Source organism: Mycobacterium sp. TY815 (assembly GCF_030755135.1).
Classification (GTDB): Bacteria; Actinomycetota; Actinomycetes; order Mycobacteriales; family Mycobacteriaceae; genus Mycobacterium.
Genome location: NZ_JAUFRX010000002.1, coordinates 489,075 through 511,346, shown reverse-complemented (window position 1 = coordinate 511,346; position 22,272 = coordinate 489,075). Strand labels below are relative to the sequence as shown.

Below are 22,272 nucleotides of genomic sequence, written 5' to 3'. Positions count from 1 at the left end.
GTGGTGTGGCATGGCTGAATTGAACGTTCAGATCGTGGCCGTCGACCGGGAGATCTGGTCGGGCGAGGCGACGTTCCTCTTCACCCGCACCACCGCGGGAGAGATTGGCATCCTGCCCCACCACATCCCGCTGGTCGCCCAGCTGGTCGACGACGCGATGGTTCGTGTCGAACGCGAAGGCAAGGACGATTTGCGGATCGCGGTCGACGGTGGCTTCCTCACCGTGACCGAAGAGGGCGTCAGCGTTCTCGCCGAGTCTGCGGAGTTTGAGAAGGACATCGACGAGAGCGCTGCCCGGCAGGATTCCGAATCGGACGACCCCCAGGTCGCGGCCCGAGGGCGTGCCAGGTTGCGCGCCGTCGGCGCGCTCGACTGATTCCGACGATGAGCGCGCCCATGGTCGGCATGGTCGCGCTCGTCGTCCTGCTGGGAGCGGCCGTTCTCGCTCTGAGTTTCCGGCTGTGGAAGCTGCGCCGGGGCGGTACTGCTGCGATCATGCGGGATATCCCCGCAGTCGGCGGGCACGGCTGGCGCCACGGTGTGATTCGTTACCGCGGCGGTGAAGCGGCGTATTACCGGCTGTCGAGCTTGCGGTTGTGGCCGGACCGCCGGCTGAGCCGGCGCGGGGTGGAGGTCGTGGCCAGGCGTGCGCCGCGCGGCGACGAATTCGACATCATGACCGAGGAAATCGTGGTGCTGGAGCTGCGCGACACCACCCAGGAACGGCGCCTGGGATACGAGATCGCTCTGGACAGAGGCGCTTTGACGGCGTTCATGTCGTGGCTGGAGTCACGGCCCTCGCCGCGCGCTCGCCGCCGCAGCGTGTGACGGGGATTGCGGCGCACCTCTGACTCGCGAGAAGACGTAAAGTCCTCCATTCCGGGCCGGAATGAAGGGACTTTACGTCTGCTCGCCCTCCCTGGCGCCGCCGCCCGGTCGCCACAGCACGTCGCCGTCGGGATTGGCCACCCGCGACAGGATGAACAAGAGGTCCGAGAGCCGGTTGAGGTACTTCGCGGGCAGGGCACTGACGTCGGCGTGCGTATCGACCGCGGCCCAAGCCGCCCGCTCGGCCCGGCGCACCACCGTGCGGGCCACGTGCAGCAGCGCCGACAGCGGCGAACCACCAGGTAGCACAAAGGAATTCAGCGCCGGCAGGCCTTCGTTGTAGGTATCACACCAACCCTCGAGCCGATCGATGTAGGCCTGTGTGATGCGCAGCGGAGGATGCTCGGGGTTCTCCACCACCGGTGTCGAGAGGTCCGCACCGGCGTCGAACAGGTCGTTCTGAATCTGCCGCAACACGTCCGCGATCTGCTCCGTCGGAGCACCTAGCGCGACCGCCACCCCGATCGCCGAGTTGGCCTCGTCACAATCCGCATAGGCCACCAATCGCGGGTCGGTCTTGGCCACTCGTGAGAAATCGCTCAATCCCGTCGTGCCGTCGTCGCCGGTCCGGGTATAAATGCGGGTCAGATGGACTGCCATGGGCGAAACGGTACCTGGGTCGGGTCACTCCAATGCGGGTCGGCTGACTGACAATGCGATAGCGCTTCACTAGACTGACCCGGGTGGCGGAGCGATTCATGGTGACTGGTGGCAACCGGTTGTCAGGCGAAGTCGCAGTTGGGGGCGCCAAAAACAGCGTGCTGAAGCTCATGGCCGCGACGTTGCTGGCCGAAGGCACCAGCACCATCACGAACTGCCCGGACATTCTCGACGTGCCGTTGATGGCAGAAGTGCTGCGCGGCCTGGGCGCGACCGTCGAGCTGGACGGCGACGTGGCCCGCATCACCTCGCCGGATGAACCCAAGTACGACGCGGACTTCGCGGCAGTGCGACAGTTCCGGGCTTCTGTGTGTGTGCTCGGCCCGCTGGTCGGCCGGTGCAAGAAGGCCAGAGTCGCGCTTCCGGGCGGCGATGCGATCGGATCCCGCCCCCTGGACATGCACCAAGCGGGCCTGCGGCAGCTGGGTGCACAGTGCAATATCGAGCACGGCTGCGTCGTTGCCGAGGCAGAAACCTTGCGCGGGGCCGAGATTCAGCTCGAGTTCCCGTCCGTAGGTGCCACCGAGAACATCTTGATGGCCGCGGTGGTCGCCGAAGGCGTCACGATCATTCACAACGCCGCACGCGAACCTGACGTCGTCGACCTGTGCACGATGCTCAACCAGATGGGCGCCCAGATCGAAGGCGCCGGCTCGCCGACGATGACCATTACCGGCGTGCCGCGACTGCATCCGACCGAGCACCGCGTCATCGGGGATCGAATCGTCGCCGCGACCTGGGGGATCGCCGCGGCGATGACCCGCGGGGACATCACGGTGACGGGAATAGATCCGTCCCACCTGCAGTTGGTGCTGCACAAGCTCCACGACGCGGGTGCCACCGTCACCCAGACCGACGACAGCTTCCGGGTGGTTCAGTACGAACGCCCGAAGGCGGTCAACGTCGCGACGCTGCCGTTCCCGGGTTTCCCAACGGACTTGCAGCCCATGGCAATTGCGCTGGCTTCGATCGCCGACGGCACCTCGATGATCACCGAGAACGTGTTCGAAGCGCGTTTCCGGTTCGTCGAGGAGATGATCCGGTTGGGTGCGGACGCCCGCACCGACGGACACCACGCCGTGGTGCGCGGGCTGCCGCAGTTGTCGAGCGCTCCGGTGTGGTGTTCGGACATTCGGGCCGGAGCCGGCTTGGTGCTCGCGGGTCTGGTCGCAGACGGAGAAACCGAGGTCCACGACGTTTTTCACATCGATCGGGGCTACCCGTTGTTCGTCGAGAACCTGGCGATTTTGGGAGCGGAGATCGAGCGGGTACAGTAACCCGAGTCAACGCCCCGAGGCGTGATCATCTCCCAAAGAAGATCAAAACCAGGGGTTGACAACCAAGCCAGATCAGTACTAAGCTGGCAGGGTTGCCCGAAAGCGAGCCTCTCCCGAGAAGTTCACGATCGAGTTGACACCCCGGCCGGAGAAATATTAAGCTGGCAGGGTTGCCCCAAAACAGGGCAAAACAGTGCAAGAAGTGTTGTTTGAGAACTCAATAGTGTGTTTGGTGAATTGTTTGTTGTTGTTTTTTTGACTGCACCTAGCACTCCCCGTGTGTGGGTGTAGTCGCAAATCATTGATGCCAGTTTTGGTGTCTTTTTGTTAGATCAGATTTTCTCTGATTGTAAATTCACCTCGTTATCGAGGGGTTTTTGTTTGGAGAGTTTGATTCTGGCTCAGGACGAACGCTGGCGGCGTGCTTAACACATGCAAGTCGAACGGTAAGGCCCTTCGGGGTACACGAGTGGCGAACGGGTGAGTAACACGTGGGTAATCTGCCCTGCACATCGGGATAAGCCTGGGAAACTGGGTCTAATACCGGATAGGACCACAGAACACATGTCCTGTGGTGGAAAGCTTTTGCGGTGTGGGATGGGCCCGCGGCCTATCAGCTTGTTGGTGGGGTGATGGCCTACCAAGGCGACGACGGGTAGCCGGCCTGAGAGGGTGTCCGGCCACACTGGGACTGAGATACGGCCCAGACTCCTACGGGAGGCAGCAGTGGGGAATATTGCACAATGGGCGAAAGCCTGATGCAGCGACGCCGCGTGGGGGATGACGGCCTTCGGGTTGTAAACCTCTTTCACCATCGACGAAGGTCCGGGTTTTCTCGGATTGACGGTAGGTGGAGAAGAAGCACCGGCCAACTACGTGCCAGCAGCCGCGGTAATACGTAGGGTGCGAGCGTTGTCCGGAATTACTGGGCGTAAAGAGCTCGTAGGTGGTTTGTCGCGTTGTTCGTGAAATCTCACGGCTTAACTGTGAGCGTGCGGGCGATACGGGCAGACTTGAGTACTGCAGGGGAGACTGGAATTCCTGGTGTAGCGGTGGAATGCGCAGATATCAGGAGGAACACCGGTGGCGAAGGCGGGTCTCTGGGCAGTAACTGACGCTGAGGAGCGAAAGCGTGGGGAGCGAACAGGATTAGATACCCTGGTAGTCCACGCCGTAAACGGTGGGTACTAGGTGTGGGTTTCCTTCCTTGGGATCCGTGCCGTAGCTAACGCATTAAGTACCCCGCCTGGGGAGTACGGCCGCAAGGCTAAAACTCAAAGAAATTGACGGGGGCCCGCACAAGCGGCGGAGCATGTGGATTAATTCGATGCAACGCGAAGAACCTTACCTGGGTTTGACATGCACAGGACGCCGGCAGAGATGTCGGTTCCCTTGTGGCCTGTGTGCAGGTGGTGCATGGCTGTCGTCAGCTCGTGTCGTGAGATGTTGGGTTAAGTCCCGCAACGAGCGCAACCCTTGTCTCATGTTGCCAGCGGGTAATGCCGGGGACTCGTGAGAGACTGCCGGGGTCAACTCGGAGGAAGGTGGGGATGACGTCAAGTCATCATGCCCCTTATGTCCAGGGCTTCACACATGCTACAATGGCCGGTACAAAGGGCTGCGATGCCGCGAGGTTAAGCGAATCCTTTTAAAGCCGGTCTCAGTTCGGATCGGGGTCTGCAACTCGACCCCGTGAAGTCGGAGTCGCTAGTAATCGCAGATCAGCAACGCTGCGGTGAATACGTTCCCGGGCCTTGTACACACCGCCCGTCACGTCATGAAAGTCGGTAACACCCGAAGCCAGTGGCCTAACCCTTTGGGAGGGAGCTGTCGAAGGTGGGATCGGCGATTGGGACGAAGTCGTAACAAGGTAGCCGTACCGGAAGGTGCGGCTGGATCACCTCCTTTCTAAGGAGCACCACGAAGAGCACTCCAATTGGTGGAGTGCGAGCCGTGAGGGGTCATCGTCTGTAGTGGACGAAGACCGGGTGCACGACAACAAGCTAAGCCAGACACACTATTGGGTCCTGAGGCAACACCCTCGGGTGCTGTCCCTCCATCTTGGTGGTGGGGTGTGGTGTTTGAGAACTGGATAGTGGTTGCGAGCATCAAAATGTATGCGTTGCCGTTCGCGGCAACGTGTTCTTTTTGTGCAATTTTATTCTTTGGTTTTTGTAGTGTTTGTAAGTGTCTAAGGGCGCATGGTGGATGCCTTGGCATCGAGAGCCGATGAAGGACGTGGGAGGCTGCGATATGCCTCGGGGAGCTGTCAACCGAGCGTTGATCCGAGGATTTCCGAATGGGGAAACCCAGCACGAGTGATGTCGTGTTACCCGTATCTGAATATATAGGGTGCGGGAGGTAACGCGGGGAAGTGAAACATCTCAGTACCCGTAGGAAGAGAAAACAATTGTGATTCCGCTAGTAGTGGCGAGCGAACGCGGAAAAGGCTAAACCGCATGCATGTGATACCGGGTAGGGGTTGTGTGTGCGGGGTTGTGGGAATGATCTTCTCAGCTCTACCTGGCTGGGAGGCAGTAAAAAAGTGTCGTAGTTAGCGGAAGTGGTCTGGGACGGCCTGCCGCAGACGGTGAGAGCCCGGTACGCGAAAACTCGACACCTGCCTTGATCAACCTCCCGAGTAGCAGCGAGCCCGTGGAATTTGCTGTGAATCTGCCGGGACCACCCGGTAAGCCTAAATACTTCTCGATGACCGATAGCGGATTAGTACCGTGAGGGAATGGTGAAAAGTACCCCGGGAGGGGAGTGAAAGAGTACCTGAAACCGTGCGCCTACAATCCGTCAGAGCCTCCTCGTGGGGTGATGGCGTGCCTTTTGAAGAATGAGCCTGCGAGTCAGGGACATGTCGCGAGGTTAACCCGTGTGGGGTAGCCGCAGCGAAAGCGAGTCTGAATAGGGCGTATCCCCGTAAGGGGTGTAGTGGCATGTTCTGGACCCGAAGCGGAGTGATCTACCCATGGCCAGGGTGAAGCGCGGGTAAGACCGCGTGGAGGCCCGAACCCACTTAGGTTGAAGACTGAGGGGATGAGCTGTGGGTAGGGGTGAAAGGCCAATCAAACTCCGTGATAGCTGGTTCTCCCCGAAATGCATTTAGGTGCAGCGTTGCGTGGTTCACCACGGAGGTAGAGCTACTGGATGGCCGATGGGCCCTACTAGGTTACTGACGTCAGCCAAACTCCGAATGCCGTGGTGTAAAGCGTGGCAGTGAGACGGCGGGGGATAAGCTCCGTACGTCGAAAGGGAAACAGCCCAGATCGCCGGCTAAGGCCCCAAAGCGTGTGCTAAGTGGAAAAGGATGTGCAGTCGCAGAGACAACCAGGAGGTTGGCTTAGAAGCAGCCACCCTTGAAAGAGTGCGTAATAGCTCACTGGTCAAGTGATTGTGCGCCGATAATGTAGCGGGGCTCAAGCACACCGCCGAAGCCGCGGCACATCTACGTAAGTAGGTGTGGGTAGGGGAGCGTCCCTCATTCAGCGAAGCCGTCGGGTAACCGTAGGTGGAGGATGGGGGAGTGAGAATGCAGGCATGAGTAGCGAATAGGCAAGTGAGAACCTTGCCCGCCGAAAGACCAAGGGTTCCTGGGCCAGGCCAGTCCGCCCAGGGTGAGTCGGGACCTAAGGCGAGGCCGACAGGCGTAGTCGATGGACAACGGGTTGATATTCCCGTACCCGTGTGTGCGCGCCCGTGATGAATCAATTGTGCTAACCACCCAAATGGTCGCTGATCAATCCCTTCGGGGTGCGACGGTGACCGGCTGCGTGGGACCCCGGTTGGTAGTAGTCAAGCGATGGGGTGACGCAGGAAGGTAGCCGTACCAGTCAGTGGTAATACTGGGGCAAGCCCGTAGGGAGAGCGATAGGCAAATCCGTCGCTCATTAAATCCTGAGAGGTGACGCATAGCCGATTGAGGCGAATTCGGTGATCCTCTGCTGCCAAGAAAAGCCTCTAGCGAGTTCACACACGGCCCGTACCCCAAACCAACACAGGTGGTCAGGTAGAGAATACCAAGGCGTACGAGATAACTATGGTTAAGGAACTCGGCAAAATACCCCCGTAACTTCGGGAGAAGGGGGGCCGGCACATCGTGAACACCTTTTCGGTGGGAGCGGAAGCCGGTCGCAGAAACCAGTGAGAAGCGACTGTTTACTAAAAACACAGGTCCGTGCGAAGTCGCAAGACGATGTATACGGACTGACGCCTGCCCGGTGCTGGAAGGTTAAGAGGACCCGTTAACTCGCAAGGGTGAAGCGGAGAATTTAAGCCCCAGTAAACGGCGGTGGTAACTATAACCATCCTAAGGTAGCGAAATTCCTTGTCGGGTAAGTTCCGACCTGCACGAATGGCGTAACGACTTCTCAACTGTCTCAACCATAGACTCGGCGAAATTGCACTACGAGTAAAGATGCTCGTTACGCGCGGCAGGACGAAAAGACCCCGGGACCTTCACTATAGCTTGGTATTGTTGTTCGGTACGGTTTGTGTAGGATAGGTGGGAGACTGTGAAACCTCGACGCCAGTTGAGGTGGAGTCGTTGTTGAAATACCACTCTGATCGTATTGGACACCTAACGTCGAACCGTATATCCGGTTCACGGACAGTGCCTGGTGGGTAGTTTAACTGGGGCGGTTGCCTCCTAAAATGTAACGGAGGCGCCCAAAGGTTCCCTCAACCTGGACGGCAATCAGGTGTTGAGTGTAAATGCACAAGGGAGCTTGACTGCGAGACCTACAAGTCAAGCAGGGACGAAAGTCGGGATTAGTGATCCGGCACCTCTGAGTGGAAGGGGTGTCGCTCAACGGATAAAAGGTACCCCGGGGATAACAGGCTGATCTTCCCCAAGAGTCCATATCGACGGGATGGTTTGGCACCTCGATGTCGGCTCGTCGCATCCTGGGGCTGGAGCAGGTCCCAAGGGTTGGGCTGTTCGCCCATTAAAGCGGCACGCGAGCTGGGTTTAGAACGTCGTGAGACAGTTCGGTCTCTATCCGCCGCGCGCGTCAGAAACTTGAGGAAACCTGTCCCTAGTACGAGAGGACCGGGACGGACGAACCTCTAGTGCACCAGTTGTTCCACCAGGAGCACCGCTGGATAGCTACGTTCGGACAGGATAACCGCTGAAAGCATCTAAGCGGGAAACCTTCTCCAAGATCAGGTTTCTCACCCTCTAGGAGGGATAAGGCCCCCAGCAGAACACTGGATTGATAGGCCAGACCTGGAAGCTCAGTAATGAGTGCAGGGAACTGGCACTAACCGGCCGAAAACTTACCAACACAACCAATCGCAACCACTATCTCGTCACGACGAATCTGGTAAAACAGACTTGTCGCGACACCACACCCCCCACCAACACAAATTTAAATAGAGTTACGGCGGCCACAGCGACAGGGAAACGCCCGGTCCCATCCCGAACCCGGAAGCTAAGCCTGTCAGCGCCGATGATACTGCCCTTTTCGGGTGGAAAAGTAGGACACCGCCGAACATACACAAAAACACCCCCATTCATTTGGGGGTGTTTTTGCATTCTAAGAGACGCGCTATCATGCGCGAGTAGCCGCAAAAGCCCCCGATTCGACATCGAAAAGGGGGCTTTTGCGTCGGCTCGCGCGGGGATTAGTCGAACAGCGTGAGGTCGGCCGGCGCCCGCCGCTTCTCCAAAGTGAGCAGCGTTTGTTTGCGATCCAGTCCGCCGCCGTAACCGGTCAATTTTCCGGCCGCCCCGATGACGCGGTGACACGGCACGATAATGGCGATGGGGTTGTGTCCGTTGGCCAATCCGACAGCACGCGCAGCGCCGGGCGCACCGATCTGTTCGGCGATCCGTCCATAAGACCGGGTTTCGCCGTAAGGAATGGTGAGCAGCGCCTCCCAGACCCGCCGCTGAAACTCCGTACCACGCAGGTCCAGCGGCACATCGAAATCGCACAACTCGCCGGCGAAATATGCGTCGAGTTGGTGCACCGCCTCGGTAAACCCGCTGTCGTCCGGAGTCCAGTCCGCGCGGCTGGGTTCATAGGTCTGGTCGACCATCCGCAGATTGGTCAACACTCCGTCGCGGCCGGCCAGGGTGAGCGGACCGATCGGGCTGTCGATCGTGCGAAAGCGAATCATGCGACCTCCTTGGGTGGCCAATGGTTAACCGGATGCTCGAGGGTGGACCACAAATGTTGGGTGGCGTAGGAACGCCATGGCCGCCAGCGGGCGCTGTGCTCCAGCAACGTGCGCTCGTGCTTCGGCAAGCCCAGCTGCTCGGCAGCCAGCTTCAGCCCCAGGTCACTGGCCGGGAACGCATCGGGATCACCCAACCCGCGCATGGCGATCACTTCCGCCGTCCAGGGCCCGATTCCCGGCAGTTCCAGCAGCTGGCTGCGTGCCCGCGTCCAATCGCATCCGGGATCCAGGGTGACGCTGCCGGCCGCGAGAGCGTCCACAAGCCCGCTCACCGTGCGCTGACGTGACTTGGGGACGGCCAGGTGGACCGGATCGATGTCGGCCAGTTGCTCGACGGAGGGGAACGTGTGGGTCAAGGTACCCGCGGCGTCCTCCACCGGCTGACCGTAGGCGGCGACGAGCCGGCCGGCGTGGGTGCGGGCGGCCTTGGTCGATACCTGCTGACCCAATACCGCCCGCACGGCCAATTCGGCTTCGTCGACGGTCCGGGGTATCCGCTGACCCGGCGACTTGCGGACGACAGGACCAAGTTCCGGATCGGCGCCGAGCGCCTCCACGACGGCTTCGGGATCTGCGTCGAGATCGAGCAGCCGTCGACACCGGGCCGTCGCGGCGGCGAGGTCCCGGAAATCGTCCAGTACCAGCAGACACCGCACGTGGTCCGGCGCCGGCGTCAGCGACACCACACCGTTGCCGCAGGCGAGCCGCAGAGTGCGCCGATAAGTGCTGTCGCGCACCTCTTCACATCCGGGCACCGCAGTGGCAGCCAGATGTCCGAAGACACCTTCGTAGGCGAACGGCGTCCGGACCGGCAACCGCAGCGACAGCACGCCGGCTGACGTGGCGGTACCGAAGCGCGCCGCGGCACGCTTGCGCAACTCCGATGGCGTGCTGTCACACGCCAGCCGAACGGTGTCGTTGAACTGCCGAATGCTGGAGAACCCGGCGGCGAACGCCACGTCGCCGAACGGCAGATCGGTGGTCTCGATCAACACCCGGGCGGCCTGCATCCGCTGCGCGCGGGCCAGCGCGAGCGGACCGGCTCCGACCTCGGCTTGCAGCAACCGCTCCAGCTGGCGGGTGGTGTAGCCCAGGTGGGCGGCCAGTCCTGTCACACCTTCGCGGTCCACCGTGCCGTCGGCGATGAGTCGCATGGCCCGCGCAACGACGTCACCGCGCATGTTCCATTCCGGAGAACCCGGAGACGCGTCCGGACGGCACCGCTTGCAGGCCCGGAAACCCGTACGCTGGGCGGCCGCGGCCGTCGGCAGGAATCGCACGTTGCGCGCGAACGGCGGCCGTACCGGACAACTGGGCCGGCAATAAATCCTGGTGGTCAGGACTGCGATGACGAACCAGCCGTCGAACCGGGCGTCCTTGGCCTGGACCGCCCGGTAGCAGCGTTCGAAATCCTCATGCACGCTTCCACAGTTACACCCCTGGGGCGACGAGACTGGCGGAAAACCGACATCAATGTCTGGCTGGGCGTCGGCGGCCGGAATCAGCGGCGTGGCGTTGCCGGTTCCACCGGAGACGCCAACTTGGTGCGCTGATCGTGTCCACGGAGCTTCACGCTCTTACCCAGCGTCCACCGCTGGGCCTCTTCCTCGCCGGCGCCGTCCAGGGTCTGCTCGGTGGTCAGCAGCTTTCCGGGACGAGACTTCGCCAGTTCGCACAGTCGGGCCGCTTCGTTGACGGGCTCACCGATGACCGTGTACTCGAAGCGCTCTTTGGCACCCACGTTGCCGGCCACCACCGTTCCGGCCGCCACCCCGATGCCGGCCTGTAGTTCGGTCATCTCGTCGGCCAGCCGGTCGGCGATGGCCCGCGCACAGGCCAGGGCCTCGTCCTCGGGAGAGTCCAGATGGTTGGGTGCGCCGAAGATGGCCAGCGACGCGTCACCCTCGAACTTGTTGACCAGCCCGTGGTGACGGTCGACCTCCTCGACGACGATCGTGAAGAACTGGTTGAGCAGATGAACGACTTCCACGGGTGGACGACTGGTCACCAGCTTGGTCGAGCCGATGACGTCGATGAAGACAACGGCGACGTGGCGTTCCTCCCCGCCGAGCTTGGGTCGCTCGCGTTCGGCCGCGAGTGCCACGTCGCGTCCGACGTGCCGGCCGAACAGGTCCCGGACGCGCTCGCGTTCGCGCAGTCCGTCGACCATGGCGTTGAAACCCCGCTGCAATTCCCCGAGTTCGGTGCCGTCGAACACCACCAGGTCGCCGCGGAGGTCGCCTTGCTCCACGCGCTTGAGCGCGGCGCGCACCACCCGCACCGGTGTCGCGGTCAGCCAGGCGAAAATCCACAACAGGATGAACCCGAAGATCAAGGTAGCCGCCGAGATGATCAACACCCCGACCGCGAACTGCGTCTGCGTGAGGTTCTGCAGGGTCATCTCGAAGAACGCCATCAGGCCGATGCCCACGACCGGCACCCCGGAACCGAGCAGCCACACCATCATGGTCCGGCCCATGATTCCCGGGGCCAGTCGCCGCGGCGGCGGCCCGGCCTCCAGCGCCTGGGCGGCGACGGGTCGCAGGGCAAACTCGGTGAGCAGGTAGCTGCCGGTGGAGACGAGCAGGCCGCAGAAGCTCACCGCGACCAGAAAGCGGGGGATGAACATGGTGTTCGCGACGCCGTAGAGGATGGTCGTCAGCACCGTGCCGATGCCCCACAGAATGAGGTGGCCGACCGCGACGCGCCACGGCGCCATGAAGGTGTTGCGCTCGTCCCGGTCGGTCGGCTTGCGTTCCTCGATCGCCCAGCGCAGCGCTTCCACCGTTCCGCGGGTGATTGTGTAAGCGCCCACGACCAACGCCGCGACGATGTACGCCGGGACCGCGATGATCGATATCCAGAGCGGGGCGTCGTCGAACACGCTGGGCACCGGCACCGCCACCGTCACCAGCAGAACCGCGACGGCGATACCGATCAGGTTCGCGGCGACGATGAGGACCGTCATGATGACCTGGATGCGGACCCGACGACGGTGCTGGTCTTCAGAGACCCGCCCGAGCAGCCAGGAACCGTATGCGGGAGTGTCCGGCAGTCGACCGCTCTGTCGGGTCACCTTCTCGAGGACCCGGCCCAGACGCTGCGCGACGCTTTTCCTGGGGGCCGTGTTGGGCGACATGGTGAGGTCAGCCTAATTCTTGCGTGGCGATCCCGATGACGCCGGGCCCGCTCCGGCACCGTCGGTGCCGATTGAGCAGGACGGGCCGGGATTAAGGAATCAGCAGCCGGTTCTTTGCGCCGGCTGTACTGGCGAGGCCAGCCGGGTGGGCTGGTCGTATCCGCGAAGCACCACCGACTCGCCCAAACGCCAACGGGCAGACTCGTTTTCGTCAGCTCCACGCACGGCGTCCGAAGATGCCAGTAGATATCCGGGGTACTTCTTGGCCAGGGTGCACAACCGCGCGGCTTCGTTCACCGGCCCGCCGATCACGGTGTACTCGAAACGCTCGTTGGCGCCCACATTGCCTGCAACGACCTGGCCTGCGGCCACCCCGATTCCGGCTTTGAGTTCTGGAATTTCGTTCACCAGTCGGTCGGCGATTGAACGCGCGGCGGCGAGCGCTGAATTTTCGGCGCAAGCGAGGTGGTTGGGGGCTCCGAAGATGGCCAGTGACGCGTCGCCCGCGAACTTGTTCACCAGTCCCTGGAAAGCATTGATCTGCTCCACGATGATGGCAAAGAACCTGTTGAGCAGCGCGACGGTCTCGGCCGGAGGCTGGCTGGTGACCAGCTTGGTGGAGTCGATGATGTCGATGAACACCACCGCGACGTGACGCTCCTCGCCGCCGAGCTTCGGCAGTTCCCGTTCGGCCGCGGCCGCCACCTCCCGGCCGACGTACCGGCCGAACAGGTCGCGCACACTTTCACGTTGACGCAGACCGTCGACCATGTTGTTGAATCCGCGCTGCAGTTCACCCAATTCGGTCCCGTCGAAGACCACCATGTCACTGTGCAGATCACCCTGCTCGACGCGTTTGAGAGCCGCACGCACCACCCGCACCGGCGTGGCCGTCAGCCAGGCCAACACCCACATGAGGACGAATCCGAAGAGGAGCGTCGGTGCCGTCACGAGGATCACCCACCTGACAAACTGGGCGCCGGTGATATCGCGCAAGGTCAGATCGAGGATCGCCAACAGCGACACGCTGACCGTGGGAACCGCGGCCGTGATGAGCCAGCCGGTCATCGTCCTGCTCATGATTCCCGAGGCCAGCCGGCGCGGCGGCGGTCCCGCCTCCAGTGCGCGGGCGGCCACCGGGCGCAGCGCGAACTCAGCGAACAGGTAGCAGCCGGTGGCGACACCAAGGCCGGATATGCCTGTCGCGAAAAGCATTCGGGGAATCAGCAACGAGTTGTAAATCCCGTAGACGTAGGTCAGCAGGGCTGTCCAAATTCCCCAGAAGACGAGGTGGAAAACGGCGAGTCGCCACGGAATCAGTAGCGTGTTCCGCTGATCGCGAAGGGTGGGTGTGTCTCCTTGAATCGCCCACCGCAGTGATCGCACAATCCGCGAGGTAAGCCAGATACCGCCCACAGCGAGGCTGGCCGCTAGGTAGAACGGTCCGACGAGAAACTCGATCCAGGGCTGGATCTTGGTTCTGGCGGGCGGCACCGGCACCGACACAATCAGTGTCAGCATTACGCCGACTCCGATGAGGTTCGCAACCGCGACGACAAGAGTCAGCATTGCCTGCAAGCGGATGCGTGTCGTGTGCTCACTGTCCGACCGCTTACCCAACAGCCAGGAGCCATACGATGTCGTTTCGGGTGGGGGGATGCCGTAACGCGTCACGGTCCCGAGCGCGTTGGTCAGGCGCTGGGCAGCGTTATCCCTCGCTGTCATGGTGGCGGAGCCTAGCCGGGTTGACACGTTTTTGGGTAGAGCGAGCGGGAAATGATTCAGCAGGGATGCACCAGCTGAATGGGATCATCATGGCTGCGCCGCGTCACCGTCTCGCCTAAATCCCCAAGGCGACTTTCGGTTTCGTTTGCGCTCTGTACTGTCGCCGAGTTCGTCAACAGTATCTGGGTAGTGCTACGTCGCCAGTGAGCAGAACCGGGCTGCTTGGTGGACCGGCCGCAGATCACCGTGTATTCGGATCGCTCATGGGCGCCGACGTTGCCTGCCACGATCTCCCGCGCGGGATCACCTTCGAACTTGTTGTCCAGCCGGCAGTTTCGGTCGACCTCGTCGACCTCGTCGACCACGATGGCGAACATGCGAACCTGCCGGCAGGCCTGATCTTCCGAGACGTGCCCGAGCACCGAAGAACGTAGGCGGGAATGTTCGGCCGGGCACCTTGACGGGTCAGCCTTTCCAGGAAGTGGCCAGGCGCTTCCCGGTACGCGTTGCTGGGACCTCTTCGTTCGACACGGCGGCGTCAGCCTAATTCGCGAGACAGCGATTGCGGCCGGGTCGGGTGAAGGAGATGAGCCAGCTGCGTTGGCTGGTCGTGGCCACGAAGGGTCACCGTTCCGCCGGGCGACCATAAAGCGCGCTCGTCTTCACTTGCGCTGTACAGCATTTCGAAGCTCGCCAGCAACCTGTCGTCGTGGGACTTCGCCAGCTCGCACAGTCGGGCCGCCTCGTTGACGGGCTCCCCGATAACCGTGTACTCGAAGCGCTCTTTGGCACCCACGTTGCCGGCCACGACGGTTCCGGCCGCCACGCCGATGCCGGCCTGGCACTCCGACATCTCGGTGGCCATCCGATGGGCGATCGCTCGTGCGGTGGCCAGTGCGGCGTCCTCGGGGCAATCCAGATGATTCGGGGCGCCGAAAATCGCCAGCGATGCGTCACCCTCGAACTTGTTGACCAGCCCCTGGCGGCAGTCCACCTCCTCGACGACGATCGTGAAGAATTTGTTGAGCACATCGACGACGTCCACCGGTGGCCGGCTGCGGACCAGCTTGGTGGACCCGACGATGTCGATGAACACCACGGCGACGTGGCGTTCCTCGCCGCCGAGCTTGGGCCGCTCCCGCTCCGCGGCGGCGGCGACTTCGCGGCCGACATGTCTGCCGAACAGGTCGCGGATCCGCTCGCGCTCGCGCAGCCCGTCGACCATGGCGTTGAAACCCCGCTGCAATTCCCCGATTTCGGTTCCGTCGAAGACGACCAGCTCGCCGTCCAGGTCGCCCTCCTCGACACGTTTGAGCGCCGCGCGCACCACTCGGACGGGCGTCACGGTCAGCCACGACATGATCCACATGACGATGTATCCGAAGACCAGCGTGGCCAGCGAGATGATCAGTACCGCGATTTCCAACTGGGTCTCGGTCAGGTCCCCGACCACCAGCGATATCACCGATATCAGGGCGTTGCCGGCCAGCGGCACACCCGAGCCGACCAGCCAGACGTTCATCGTCCGGGTCATCATGCCGGGGTTGAACCGTCTCAGCGTGCGGCCGGCCTCCAGTGCCTGCGCCGCCAGCGGCCGCAACGCGAACTCCGTTGCCAGGTAGCTGTTGGTTGCGACCAGAGCGCCGCAGATCGCGACCGTCAGATAGACGATCGAGAAGAACACGCGGTCGATGGTCCCGTAGAGCGCACCCAGCGACGCGGCCGCGATATTCCAGAGAATGAAGTGGACGACTGCTACCCGGAACGGGGCCACCAGCGTCTTTCGCCCGTCGGCCGTGGTGGGCTCACGTTCCTCGACCGCCCACCGGCTGGATTCGGTGAGAATCCGTGCGGTGATCCACACGGTAGCGCCGAGCATCGCGCACATCGGCGCCAATCCGAAAGTGAGCCAACGGGATTCGTCGATATAGATGTTGGGTGCCGGAAACGCGAGGCACAGGATCAGCACGACGAATCCGACGCCGGTCAGATTCGCCAGCAAGCTGTAAAGGCAGGCGATCAGCTTGATGCGCCGGCGCCGGCGGGACTGAGATTCGGTGACCTGGCCCAGCAACCAGGTGCCATACGCCTCCTTGGCCGACCGCCGCTCACCCCGAGGGGCTACCCGCTCGACGAACCGGCCCCAGAGCGACGGGCCCTTCTCGGGAGTGCGCGTGGTCGACATGGTGGCGACAGCCTAGTTCTTCGTTTGCGGGATAGGTCACATTTCGTCGGGGTGGCCGGGCACTCTCGCGGCTGACCGCGCGGGCACGCTCGCGACCTACCTCCCGGGCACGTTTTAAGGTGGTCGGGTGCGTCTCGTCATCGCCCAGTGCACCGTCGACTACGTTGGCCGTCTCACCGCGCATCTGCCGTCCGCGCGCCGACTGCTGTTGTTCAAGGCGGACGGTTCGGTCAGCGTGCATGCAGACGACCGCGCGTACAAGCCATTGAACTGGATGAGCCCGCCGTGCTGGCTGACCGAAGAGCCGGGCCCGGTGTGGGTGGTCGAGAACAAGACCGGTGAACAGTTGCGCATCACCGTCGAGGCCGTCGAGCACGACTCCAGCCACGATCTGGGCGTCGACCCAGGTCTGGTCAAGGACGGCGTCGAGGCGCACTTGCAGGCGCTGCTCGCCGAACACGTCGGCCTGCTGGGCGAGGGTTTCACGTTGGTCCGCCGGGAGTACATGACCGCCATCGGACCGGTCGACCTGCTGTGCCGGGACGAGAAGGGCGGCTCGGTGGCTGTGGAGATCAAGCGGCGTGGCGAGATCGACGGTGTCGAGCAGCTCACCCGTTACCTGGAACTGCTGAACCGCGACACCGTCCTTGCGCCCGTCAAGGGCGTGTTCGCCGCCCAGCAGATCAAGCCGCAAGCCCGCACGCTGGCTACTGACCGTGGAATCCGTTGTCTGACACTGGATTACGACAAGATGCGCGGAATGGACAGCGACGAGTACCGGTTGTTTTGAGATGGCTCGGCGTCGCAGACCGCCACCCCGGCAGCCCTTGCGGCTACCGGCGCGGGTCGAGACCGGAGCCGACGGCTACGAGTACGAGGTTCGCCCGATTCCCGCGGCGCGCGCCGTCAAGACCTACCGGTGCCCCGGCTGCGACCACGAAATCCGCTCCGGCACTTCCCATGTGGTGGTATGGCCGGTAGGGGCGGCAGCGGCCGTGGACGACCGCAGGCACTGGCACACGCCGTGTTGGACCAATCGGGCCACTCGCGGTCCTACCCGCAAATGGTCCTGAAGAAAAGCTAGTGCGCCGCGGGCTCGACCAGCTCGATCAGGACTCCGCCGGCGTCCTTGGGGTGGATGAAGTTGATGCGCGAGTTCGCGGTGCCGCGGCGGGGCTTCTCGTACACCAGCCGCACACCCTGGGAGCGCAGCTGCTCGCACATGGCATCCAGGTCCCTGATCCGGCAGGCCAGCTGCTGAATGCCCGGTCCGCGCTTGTCGATGAACTTCGCGATCACCGAAGTCTCGTCGAGCGGCGCCATCAGCTGGATTTGGGCGCTGGTACCCGGGACGGCCAGCATCGCTTCGCGAATGCCCTGGTCATCGTTGATTTCTTCGTGCACCAGGATCATGCCGAGGTGGTCGTTGTACCACTCGATCGCGGCGTCAAGATCGGCGACTGCGATGCCGACGTGATCGAGTCCTGTCACCAGTGACGTAGCCAGAGTAGGACGGGCGTCAACTTGATCGGTCGTCATTACATAACGGTAACCTCATCAGAAAGAATCCGCTTCTCCGGGTTGGCCCGATCAGCCGTTCCCGTGCCGTTTAGGAGGTTTCATGACGACGTCGGTGATCGTTGCTGGGGCTCGGACGCCCATCGGCAAACTGATGGGTTCACTCAAGGACTTCAGTGCCAGCGACCTCGGTGCCATCGCGATCAAGGCCGCGCTGGAAAAGGCCAACGTGCCGGCATCGCTGGTCGAGTACGTGATCATGGGGCAGGTGCTCACCGCTGGTGCCGGGCAGATGCCGGCGCGTCAGTCGGCCGTGGGCGCCGGCATCGGCTGGGACGTCCCGGCCCTGACCATCAACAAGATGTGCCTGTCCGGAATCGACTCCATCGCCCTGGCTGACCAGCTGATTCGCGCCGGTGAGTTCGACGTTGTGGTCGCCGGCGGCCAGGAGTCGATGACCAAGGCGCCGCACCTGCTGATGGACAGCAGGGCCGGCTACAAGTACGGCGACGTCACGGTGCTCGACCACATGGCCTACGACGGCCTGCACGACGTGTTCACCGACCAGCCCATGGGCGCGCTGACCGAACAGCGCAACGACGTCGACAAGTTCACCCGCCAGCAACAGGACGAGTACGCGGCGCAGTCGCACCAAAAGGCCGCTGCCGCATGGAAAGACGGCGTGTTCGCCGACGAGGTGGTCCCAGTGCAGATCCCGCAGCGCAAGGGCGATCCGCTGCAGTTCAGCGAGGATGAAGGCATCCGGGCCAACACCACCGCCGACTCGCTGGCCGTGCTCAAACCCGCGTTCCGCAAGGACGGCACCATTACGGCCGGTTCGGCATCGCAGATCTCCGACGGTGCGGCCGCGGTCGTGGTCATGAACAAGGAAAAGGCTCAGGAGCTCGGATTGACCTGGCTGGTCGAGATCGGCGCACACGGCGTGGTGGCCGGGCCGGATTCCACGCTGCAGTCCCAGCCCGCCAACGCCATCAAGAAGGCGCTCGCCCGCGAGGGGATCTCGGTCGACCAGCTTGACGTGGTGGAGATCAACGAGGCCTTTGCGGCAGTGGCTCTGGCCTCGACCAAGGAACTCGGCGTCAACCCGGACATCGTCAACGTCAACGGCGGTGCGATTGCCGTCGGGCACCCCATTGGAATGTCGGGAGCACGCATCACGCTGCACGTTGCGCTGGAATTGGCGCGTCGTGGATCGGGCTACGGTGTCGCGGCGCTGTGTGGCGCCGGCGGGCAGGGTGACGCACTGATTCTGCGGGCCGGGTAACCGGCCCGCCCGGCTGGCGAGTTTGCTGGCATGGTGCCGTGGCGGATACTGTCGGCATTACTGTGAGATTGGTCATAGCTCCGGCCCGAGGGCATGCGAAGCCGAATTCCGGCTACTTTTCTTCCGCGCAGGAGGTCGCCGCGAGCAGGTCCTGACGGCGTGACAGACTTGAGACCGTGACACGTCCCCGACCCTCGATCGGGCCTGCGTTGGCCGGTGCGGTCGACCTGTCCGGTCTCAAGCAACGCGCACAGCAGAAGGCCAGTGCGCCTCCGGGCGGCTCCGGTGGCCCGGGTGGTACTGGTGGCTCCGGCGGTCCCGGCGGCTCCGGTGGTCCCGGCATCATTCAGGTCACCGAGGCCAATTTCGAGGACGAGGTCATCAACCGGTCCGACGAGATCCCGGTCGTGGTGCTGCTGTGGTCGCCCCGCAGCGAGGTGTGCGTCGACCTGCTCGAGACGCTCGCCGGCCTGGCCGCCGACGACAACGGCACGTGGGCGCTGGCCGCGGCCAACGTCGACGCCGCGCCCGGCATAGCCCGGATCTTCGGCGTGCAGGCGGTCCCGACCGTAGTGGCTCTGGCGGCGGCGCAACCGGTTTCCAGCTTCCAGGGGCCGCAGCCGGCTGATCAGTTGCGGCGCTGGATCGACTCGCTGCTCGACGCCACGGCCGGGAAGCTCCGGGGCGGCTCCGGCTCCGGGCAGCCGGAGGAAGTCGATCCGGTGGTCGCGCAGGCGCGTCAGGAACTCGAGGCCGGCGACTTCGACGCGGCTAAACGGTCCTATGAGGCAGTCCTGGAGTCCGACCCCGGCAGCGTGGAAGCCAAGGGAGCCATCCGCCAGATCGGATTCCTCAGCCGCGCGACCGCGCATCCGCCCGAGTCGGTTGCGACGGCCGATGCGGCCCCCGACGACATCGATGCGGCCTTCGCCGCCGCCGACGTCCAGATCCTCAGCCAGGATGTCACCGGCGCCTTCGACCGTCTGATCGGACTGATCCGCCGGACGTCGGGCGATGACCGCAGCAGGGTGCGCACCCGGCTCATCGAGCTGTTCGAACTCTTCGACCCGGCCGACCCCGAAGTGGTCGCCGGCCGCCGCAACCTGGCCAACGCGCTGTACTGACAGGTTTTCCGCGAGCAGGCACAAAATCGCCCTGGAACGCGCGTTCCAGGGCGATTTTGTGTCTGCTCGCCAAGGGGGAGCCGGGCCTAGGCGGGTTCGAGCCAGATCGCGGACAGCGGTGGCAACACCAGCACCGCTGATGCGGGGCGACCGTGCCACGGGTCGTCGGTGGCGTCGACGCCGCCGAGGTTGCCGATTCCCGAACCGTTGTAGACCGTCGCGTCGGTGTTGAGCACCTCGCGCCAGCGGCCAGCCTGGGGCAGGCCCAGGCGGTAGTTGCCGTGTTCAGCTCCGGCGAAGTTGAACACACACGCCAGCACCGATCCGTCGCTGCCGTAGCGCAGGAAGCTCAGCACGTTGTTGCCCGAGTCGTTGGCGTCGATCCACGAATAGCCCTCGGGTGTCGTGTCCCTGCTCCACAGTGCGGGGTGACTCGAGTAGATCCCGTTGATGTCCCGGACCAGGCGCAGCACGCCGTTGGAGAAACCCTGCTCATCGAGCTGCCACCAGTCCAGGCCGCGTTCCTCTGACCACTCGGCGCGCTGGCCGAACTCCTGGCCCATGAACAGCAAATGCTTGCCGGGGTGGGCCCACTGGTAGGCGAGCAGGCTGCGCAGCCCGGCCGCTTTGGCGTGGTTGTCGCCGGGCATCCGCCCCCACAACGTGCCTTTGCCGTGCACCACCTCGTCGTGGCTGAGCGGCAGCACGTAGTTCTCGCTGAACGCATACAGCATCGAGAAGGTCATCTCGTGGTGGTGGTAGGTGCGATAGATCGGGTCGCGGCTGAAGTAGTCGAGCGTGTCGTGCATCCAGCCCATGTTCCACTTCATCGAAAAGCCCAGCCCGCCAAGGCTGGTCGGCCGGGTGACGCCCGGCCACGACGTCGACTCCTCGGCGATGGTGACGATACCGGGCGCGGCCTTGTGCGCGGTGGCGTTCATCTCCTGCAGGAACTGCACCGCCTCCAGGTTCTCCCGACCGCCATAGATGTTCGGCGTCCAACCCCCCTCGGGGCGCGAGTAATCCAGATACAACATCGACGCGACCGCATCGACCCGCAGGCCGTCCATGTGGAACTCCTGTAGCCAGTACAGGGCATTGGCCACCAGGAAGTTCCGTACTTCCGGACGTCCGAAGTCGAAAACGTAGGTACCCCAGTCCAATTGCTCGCCGCGCTTGGGGTCGGAGTGTTCGTAGAGCGGGGTTCCGTCGAAGCGCCCCAGTGCCCATGCGTCTTTCGGGAAGTGCGCCGGCACCCAGTCAACGATGACGCCGATGCCGGCCTGGTGCAGAGCGTCGACCAGCGTCCGGAATTCATCCGGAGTGCCGAAGCGGGACGAGGGTGCGTAGTACGACGTCACCTGGTATCCCCAGGACCCGCCGAAGGGATGCTCGGCGACGGGCAACAGTTCGACGTGGGTAAACCCTTGTTCGACAACGTATTCGGTTAGCTGCTCGGCGAGCTCTCGATACCCGAGTCCGGGACGCCACGAGCCGAGGTGCACTTCGTAGGTGCTCATCGGCTCGAAAACCGGGTTGCGCTGGGCGCGCTGCTGCAGCCATTCCTGGTCGTTCCAGGTGTACTCGCTCACCGTCACGCGCGACGCGGTCTGCGGCGGCACCTCGGTGCCGAACGCGAACGGGTCGGCACGATCGGTGACGGCGCCGTCGGCGCCGTGCACCCGGAACTTGTACAGGCCGTCGATCGGAAAGTCGGGCCAGAACAGCTCCCAGACGCCGGAGGAACCCAGCGTCCGCATCGGGGCGTCGGTACCGGTCCAGCCGTTGAACTCGCCGATCAGGCTGACGCCCTTGGCATTCGGTGCCCACACCGCGAACGACACGCCGCTGACCGTGCCGTCGGGCGTGGTGAACGAACGGGGATGGGCGCCCAGCACCTCCCAGAGGCGTTCGTGGCGTCCCTCGGCGAACAGGTGCAGGTCGACCTCGCCCAGGGTGGGCAGGAACCGGTAGGCGTCGGCCACCGTGTGCGGTTCGGACCCGTCATAGGTCACCTCGAGCCGGTAGTCGACGAGGTCGGCGAACGGCAGGGCGACGGCGAACACCCCAGAATCGATGTGCTCCAGGGGCACTCTGTCTTCGCCGACGAGGGCGACGACGCTGGCCGCGTGCGGACGGAACGCCCGGATGACGGTGTGGTCGCCGTATTCGTGCGCGCCTAGAATGCCGTGTGGGTTGTGATTGGTACCTGCTATCAGGCTGGCCAGTTCGGCGGGATCGGGCGCCAGATGCGTATTGGCGAGTTCATCGGTGTGATTCAC

16 protein-coding genes and 3 rRNA genes are annotated in these 22,272 nt (G+C 63.3%); 10 read left to right on the top strand and 9 right to left on the bottom strand.

Features of this window, described 5'->3' with window-relative positions; translation table 11 throughout:
- Positions 1–10 precede the first annotated feature (10 nt).
- Both QXK92_RS21965 and QXK92_RS21960 read left to right on the top strand, forming a co-directional pair.
- Entirely contained in the window at positions 11–376 is a 366-nt protein-coding gene (locus QXK92_RS21965) for a F0F1 ATP synthase subunit epsilon (RefSeq protein ID WP_306245193.1), read from the top strand.
- Between the two features lie 8 nt (positions 377–384).
- Complete coding sequence (locus QXK92_RS21960) at positions 385–828, top strand: DUF2550 domain-containing protein (protein ID WP_306245191.1); 444 nt, start codon at positions 385–387, stop codon at positions 826–828.
- 72 nt (positions 829–900) lie between these two features.
- On the opposite strand, the gene QXK92_RS21955 is transcribed toward QXK92_RS21960, so the two are convergent.
- Positions 901–1,488 carry a cob(I)yrinic acid a,c-diamide adenosyltransferase gene (locus QXK92_RS21955; protein ID WP_306245190.1) on the bottom strand — a complete coding sequence of 196 codons (588 nt, stop codon included), beginning with the start codon at positions 1,486–1,488 and terminating at the stop codon, positions 901–903.
- Between the two features lie 83 nt (positions 1,489–1,571).
- On the opposite strand from QXK92_RS21955, the gene murA reads away from it, so the two are divergent.
- From murA to rrf, 4 genes are all read left to right on the top strand, one after another.
- Positions 1,572–2,825, top strand: a complete 1,254-nt coding sequence (murA, locus tag QXK92_RS21950; RefSeq protein ID WP_306245188.1) for a UDP-N-acetylglucosamine 1-carboxyvinyltransferase — start codon at positions 1,572–1,574, stop codon at positions 2,823–2,825.
- A gap of 378 nt (positions 2,826–3,203) precedes the next feature.
- Positions 3,204–4,733: ribosomal RNA gene (locus QXK92_RS21945) — 16S ribosomal RNA — on the top strand.
- A 273-nt stretch (positions 4,734–5,006) separates the two neighbouring features.
- A 23S ribosomal RNA gene (locus QXK92_RS21940) occupies positions 5,007–8,116 on the top strand.
- Positions 8,117–8,211: 95 nt separating this feature from the next.
- Positions 8,212–8,325: ribosomal RNA gene (rrf, locus tag QXK92_RS21935) — 5S ribosomal RNA — on the top strand.
- Together the 16S, 23S and 5S rRNA genes form the textbook arrangement of a ribosomal RNA operon.
- Before the next feature lie 131 nt (positions 8,326–8,456).
- Here rrf and QXK92_RS21930 read toward each other — a convergent pair.
- From QXK92_RS21930 to QXK92_RS21905, 6 genes are all read right to left on the bottom strand, one after another.
- Positions 8,457–8,954, bottom strand: coding sequence for a methylated-DNA--[protein]-cysteine S-methyltransferase (locus tag QXK92_RS21930; RefSeq protein WP_306245186.1), 498 nt, complete (start codon positions 8,952–8,954; stop codon positions 8,457–8,459).
- On the bottom strand, positions 8,951–10,435 hold the full coding sequence (locus QXK92_RS21925) for a DNA-3-methyladenine glycosylase 2 family protein (protein WP_306245184.1): 1,485 nt from the start codon (positions 10,433–10,435) through the stop codon (positions 8,951–8,953). Before QXK92_RS21925 ends, QXK92_RS21930 begins: the two co-directional genes overlap by 4 nt.
- Positions 10,436–10,515: 80 nt before the next feature.
- Positions 10,516–12,153 (bottom strand): adenylate/guanylate cyclase domain-containing protein, encoded by a 1,638-nt coding sequence (locus QXK92_RS21920; protein ID WP_306245182.1) that lies wholly within the window; start codon positions 12,151–12,153, stop codon positions 10,516–10,518.
- Between the two features lie 99 nt (positions 12,154–12,252).
- Positions 12,253–13,878: an adenylate/guanylate cyclase domain-containing protein gene (locus tag QXK92_RS21915; RefSeq protein ID WP_306245180.1), complete on the bottom strand. Its 1,626-nt coding sequence runs from the start codon at positions 13,876–13,878 to the stop codon at positions 12,253–12,255.
- A 56-nt stretch (positions 13,879–13,934) separates the two neighbouring features.
- Positions 13,935–14,255, bottom strand: a complete 321-nt coding sequence (locus QXK92_RS21910) for a hypothetical protein (RefSeq protein ID WP_306245179.1) — start codon at positions 14,253–14,255, stop codon at positions 13,935–13,937.
- 161 nt (positions 14,256–14,416) lie between these two features.
- A complete protein-coding gene (locus tag QXK92_RS21905) occupies positions 14,417–16,063 on the bottom strand; it encodes an adenylate/guanylate cyclase domain-containing protein (RefSeq protein ID WP_306245177.1) in 1,647 nt (548 codons plus the stop codon).
- Between the two features lie 127 nt (positions 16,064–16,190).
- On the opposite strand from QXK92_RS21905, the gene nucS reads away from it, so the two are divergent.
- Both nucS and QXK92_RS21895 read left to right on the top strand, forming a co-directional pair.
- Positions 16,191–16,853, top strand: a complete 663-nt coding sequence (gene nucS, locus QXK92_RS21900; RefSeq protein ID WP_306245175.1) for an endonuclease NucS — start codon at positions 16,191–16,193, stop codon at positions 16,851–16,853.
- 1 nt (position 16,854) lies between these two features.
- Positions 16,855–17,136 (top strand): hypothetical protein, encoded by a 282-nt coding sequence (locus QXK92_RS21895; RefSeq protein ID WP_306245173.1) that lies wholly within the window; start codon positions 16,855–16,857, stop codon positions 17,134–17,136.
- A 7-nt stretch (positions 17,137–17,143) separates the two neighbouring features.
- Here the strand turns inward: QXK92_RS21895 and mce are convergent, their stop codons facing one another.
- Positions 17,144–17,602, bottom strand: coding sequence for a methylmalonyl-CoA epimerase (mce, locus tag QXK92_RS21890; protein ID WP_306245172.1), 459 nt, complete (start codon positions 17,600–17,602; stop codon positions 17,144–17,146).
- Between the two features lie 82 nt (positions 17,603–17,684).
- Here mce and QXK92_RS21885 point away from each other — a divergent pair, with 82 nt between their 5' ends.
- Both QXK92_RS21885 and QXK92_RS21880 read left to right on the top strand, forming a co-directional pair.
- Positions 17,685–18,866 (top strand): acetyl-CoA C-acetyltransferase, encoded by a 1,182-nt coding sequence (locus QXK92_RS21885; protein WP_306245170.1) that lies wholly within the window; start codon positions 17,685–17,687, stop codon positions 18,864–18,866.
- A gap of 176 nt (positions 18,867–19,042) precedes the next feature.
- Complete coding sequence (locus QXK92_RS21880) at positions 19,043–19,990, top strand: tetratricopeptide repeat protein (RefSeq protein ID WP_306245169.1); 948 nt, start codon at positions 19,043–19,045, stop codon at positions 19,988–19,990.
- Between the two features lie 86 nt (positions 19,991–20,076).
- Here the strand turns inward: QXK92_RS21880 and glgB are convergent, their stop codons facing one another.
- Positions 20,077–22,272: a 1,4-alpha-glucan branching protein GlgB gene (gene glgB / locus QXK92_RS21875; protein ID WP_306245168.1), complete on the bottom strand. Its 2,196-nt coding sequence runs from the start codon at positions 22,270–22,272 to the stop codon at positions 20,077–20,079.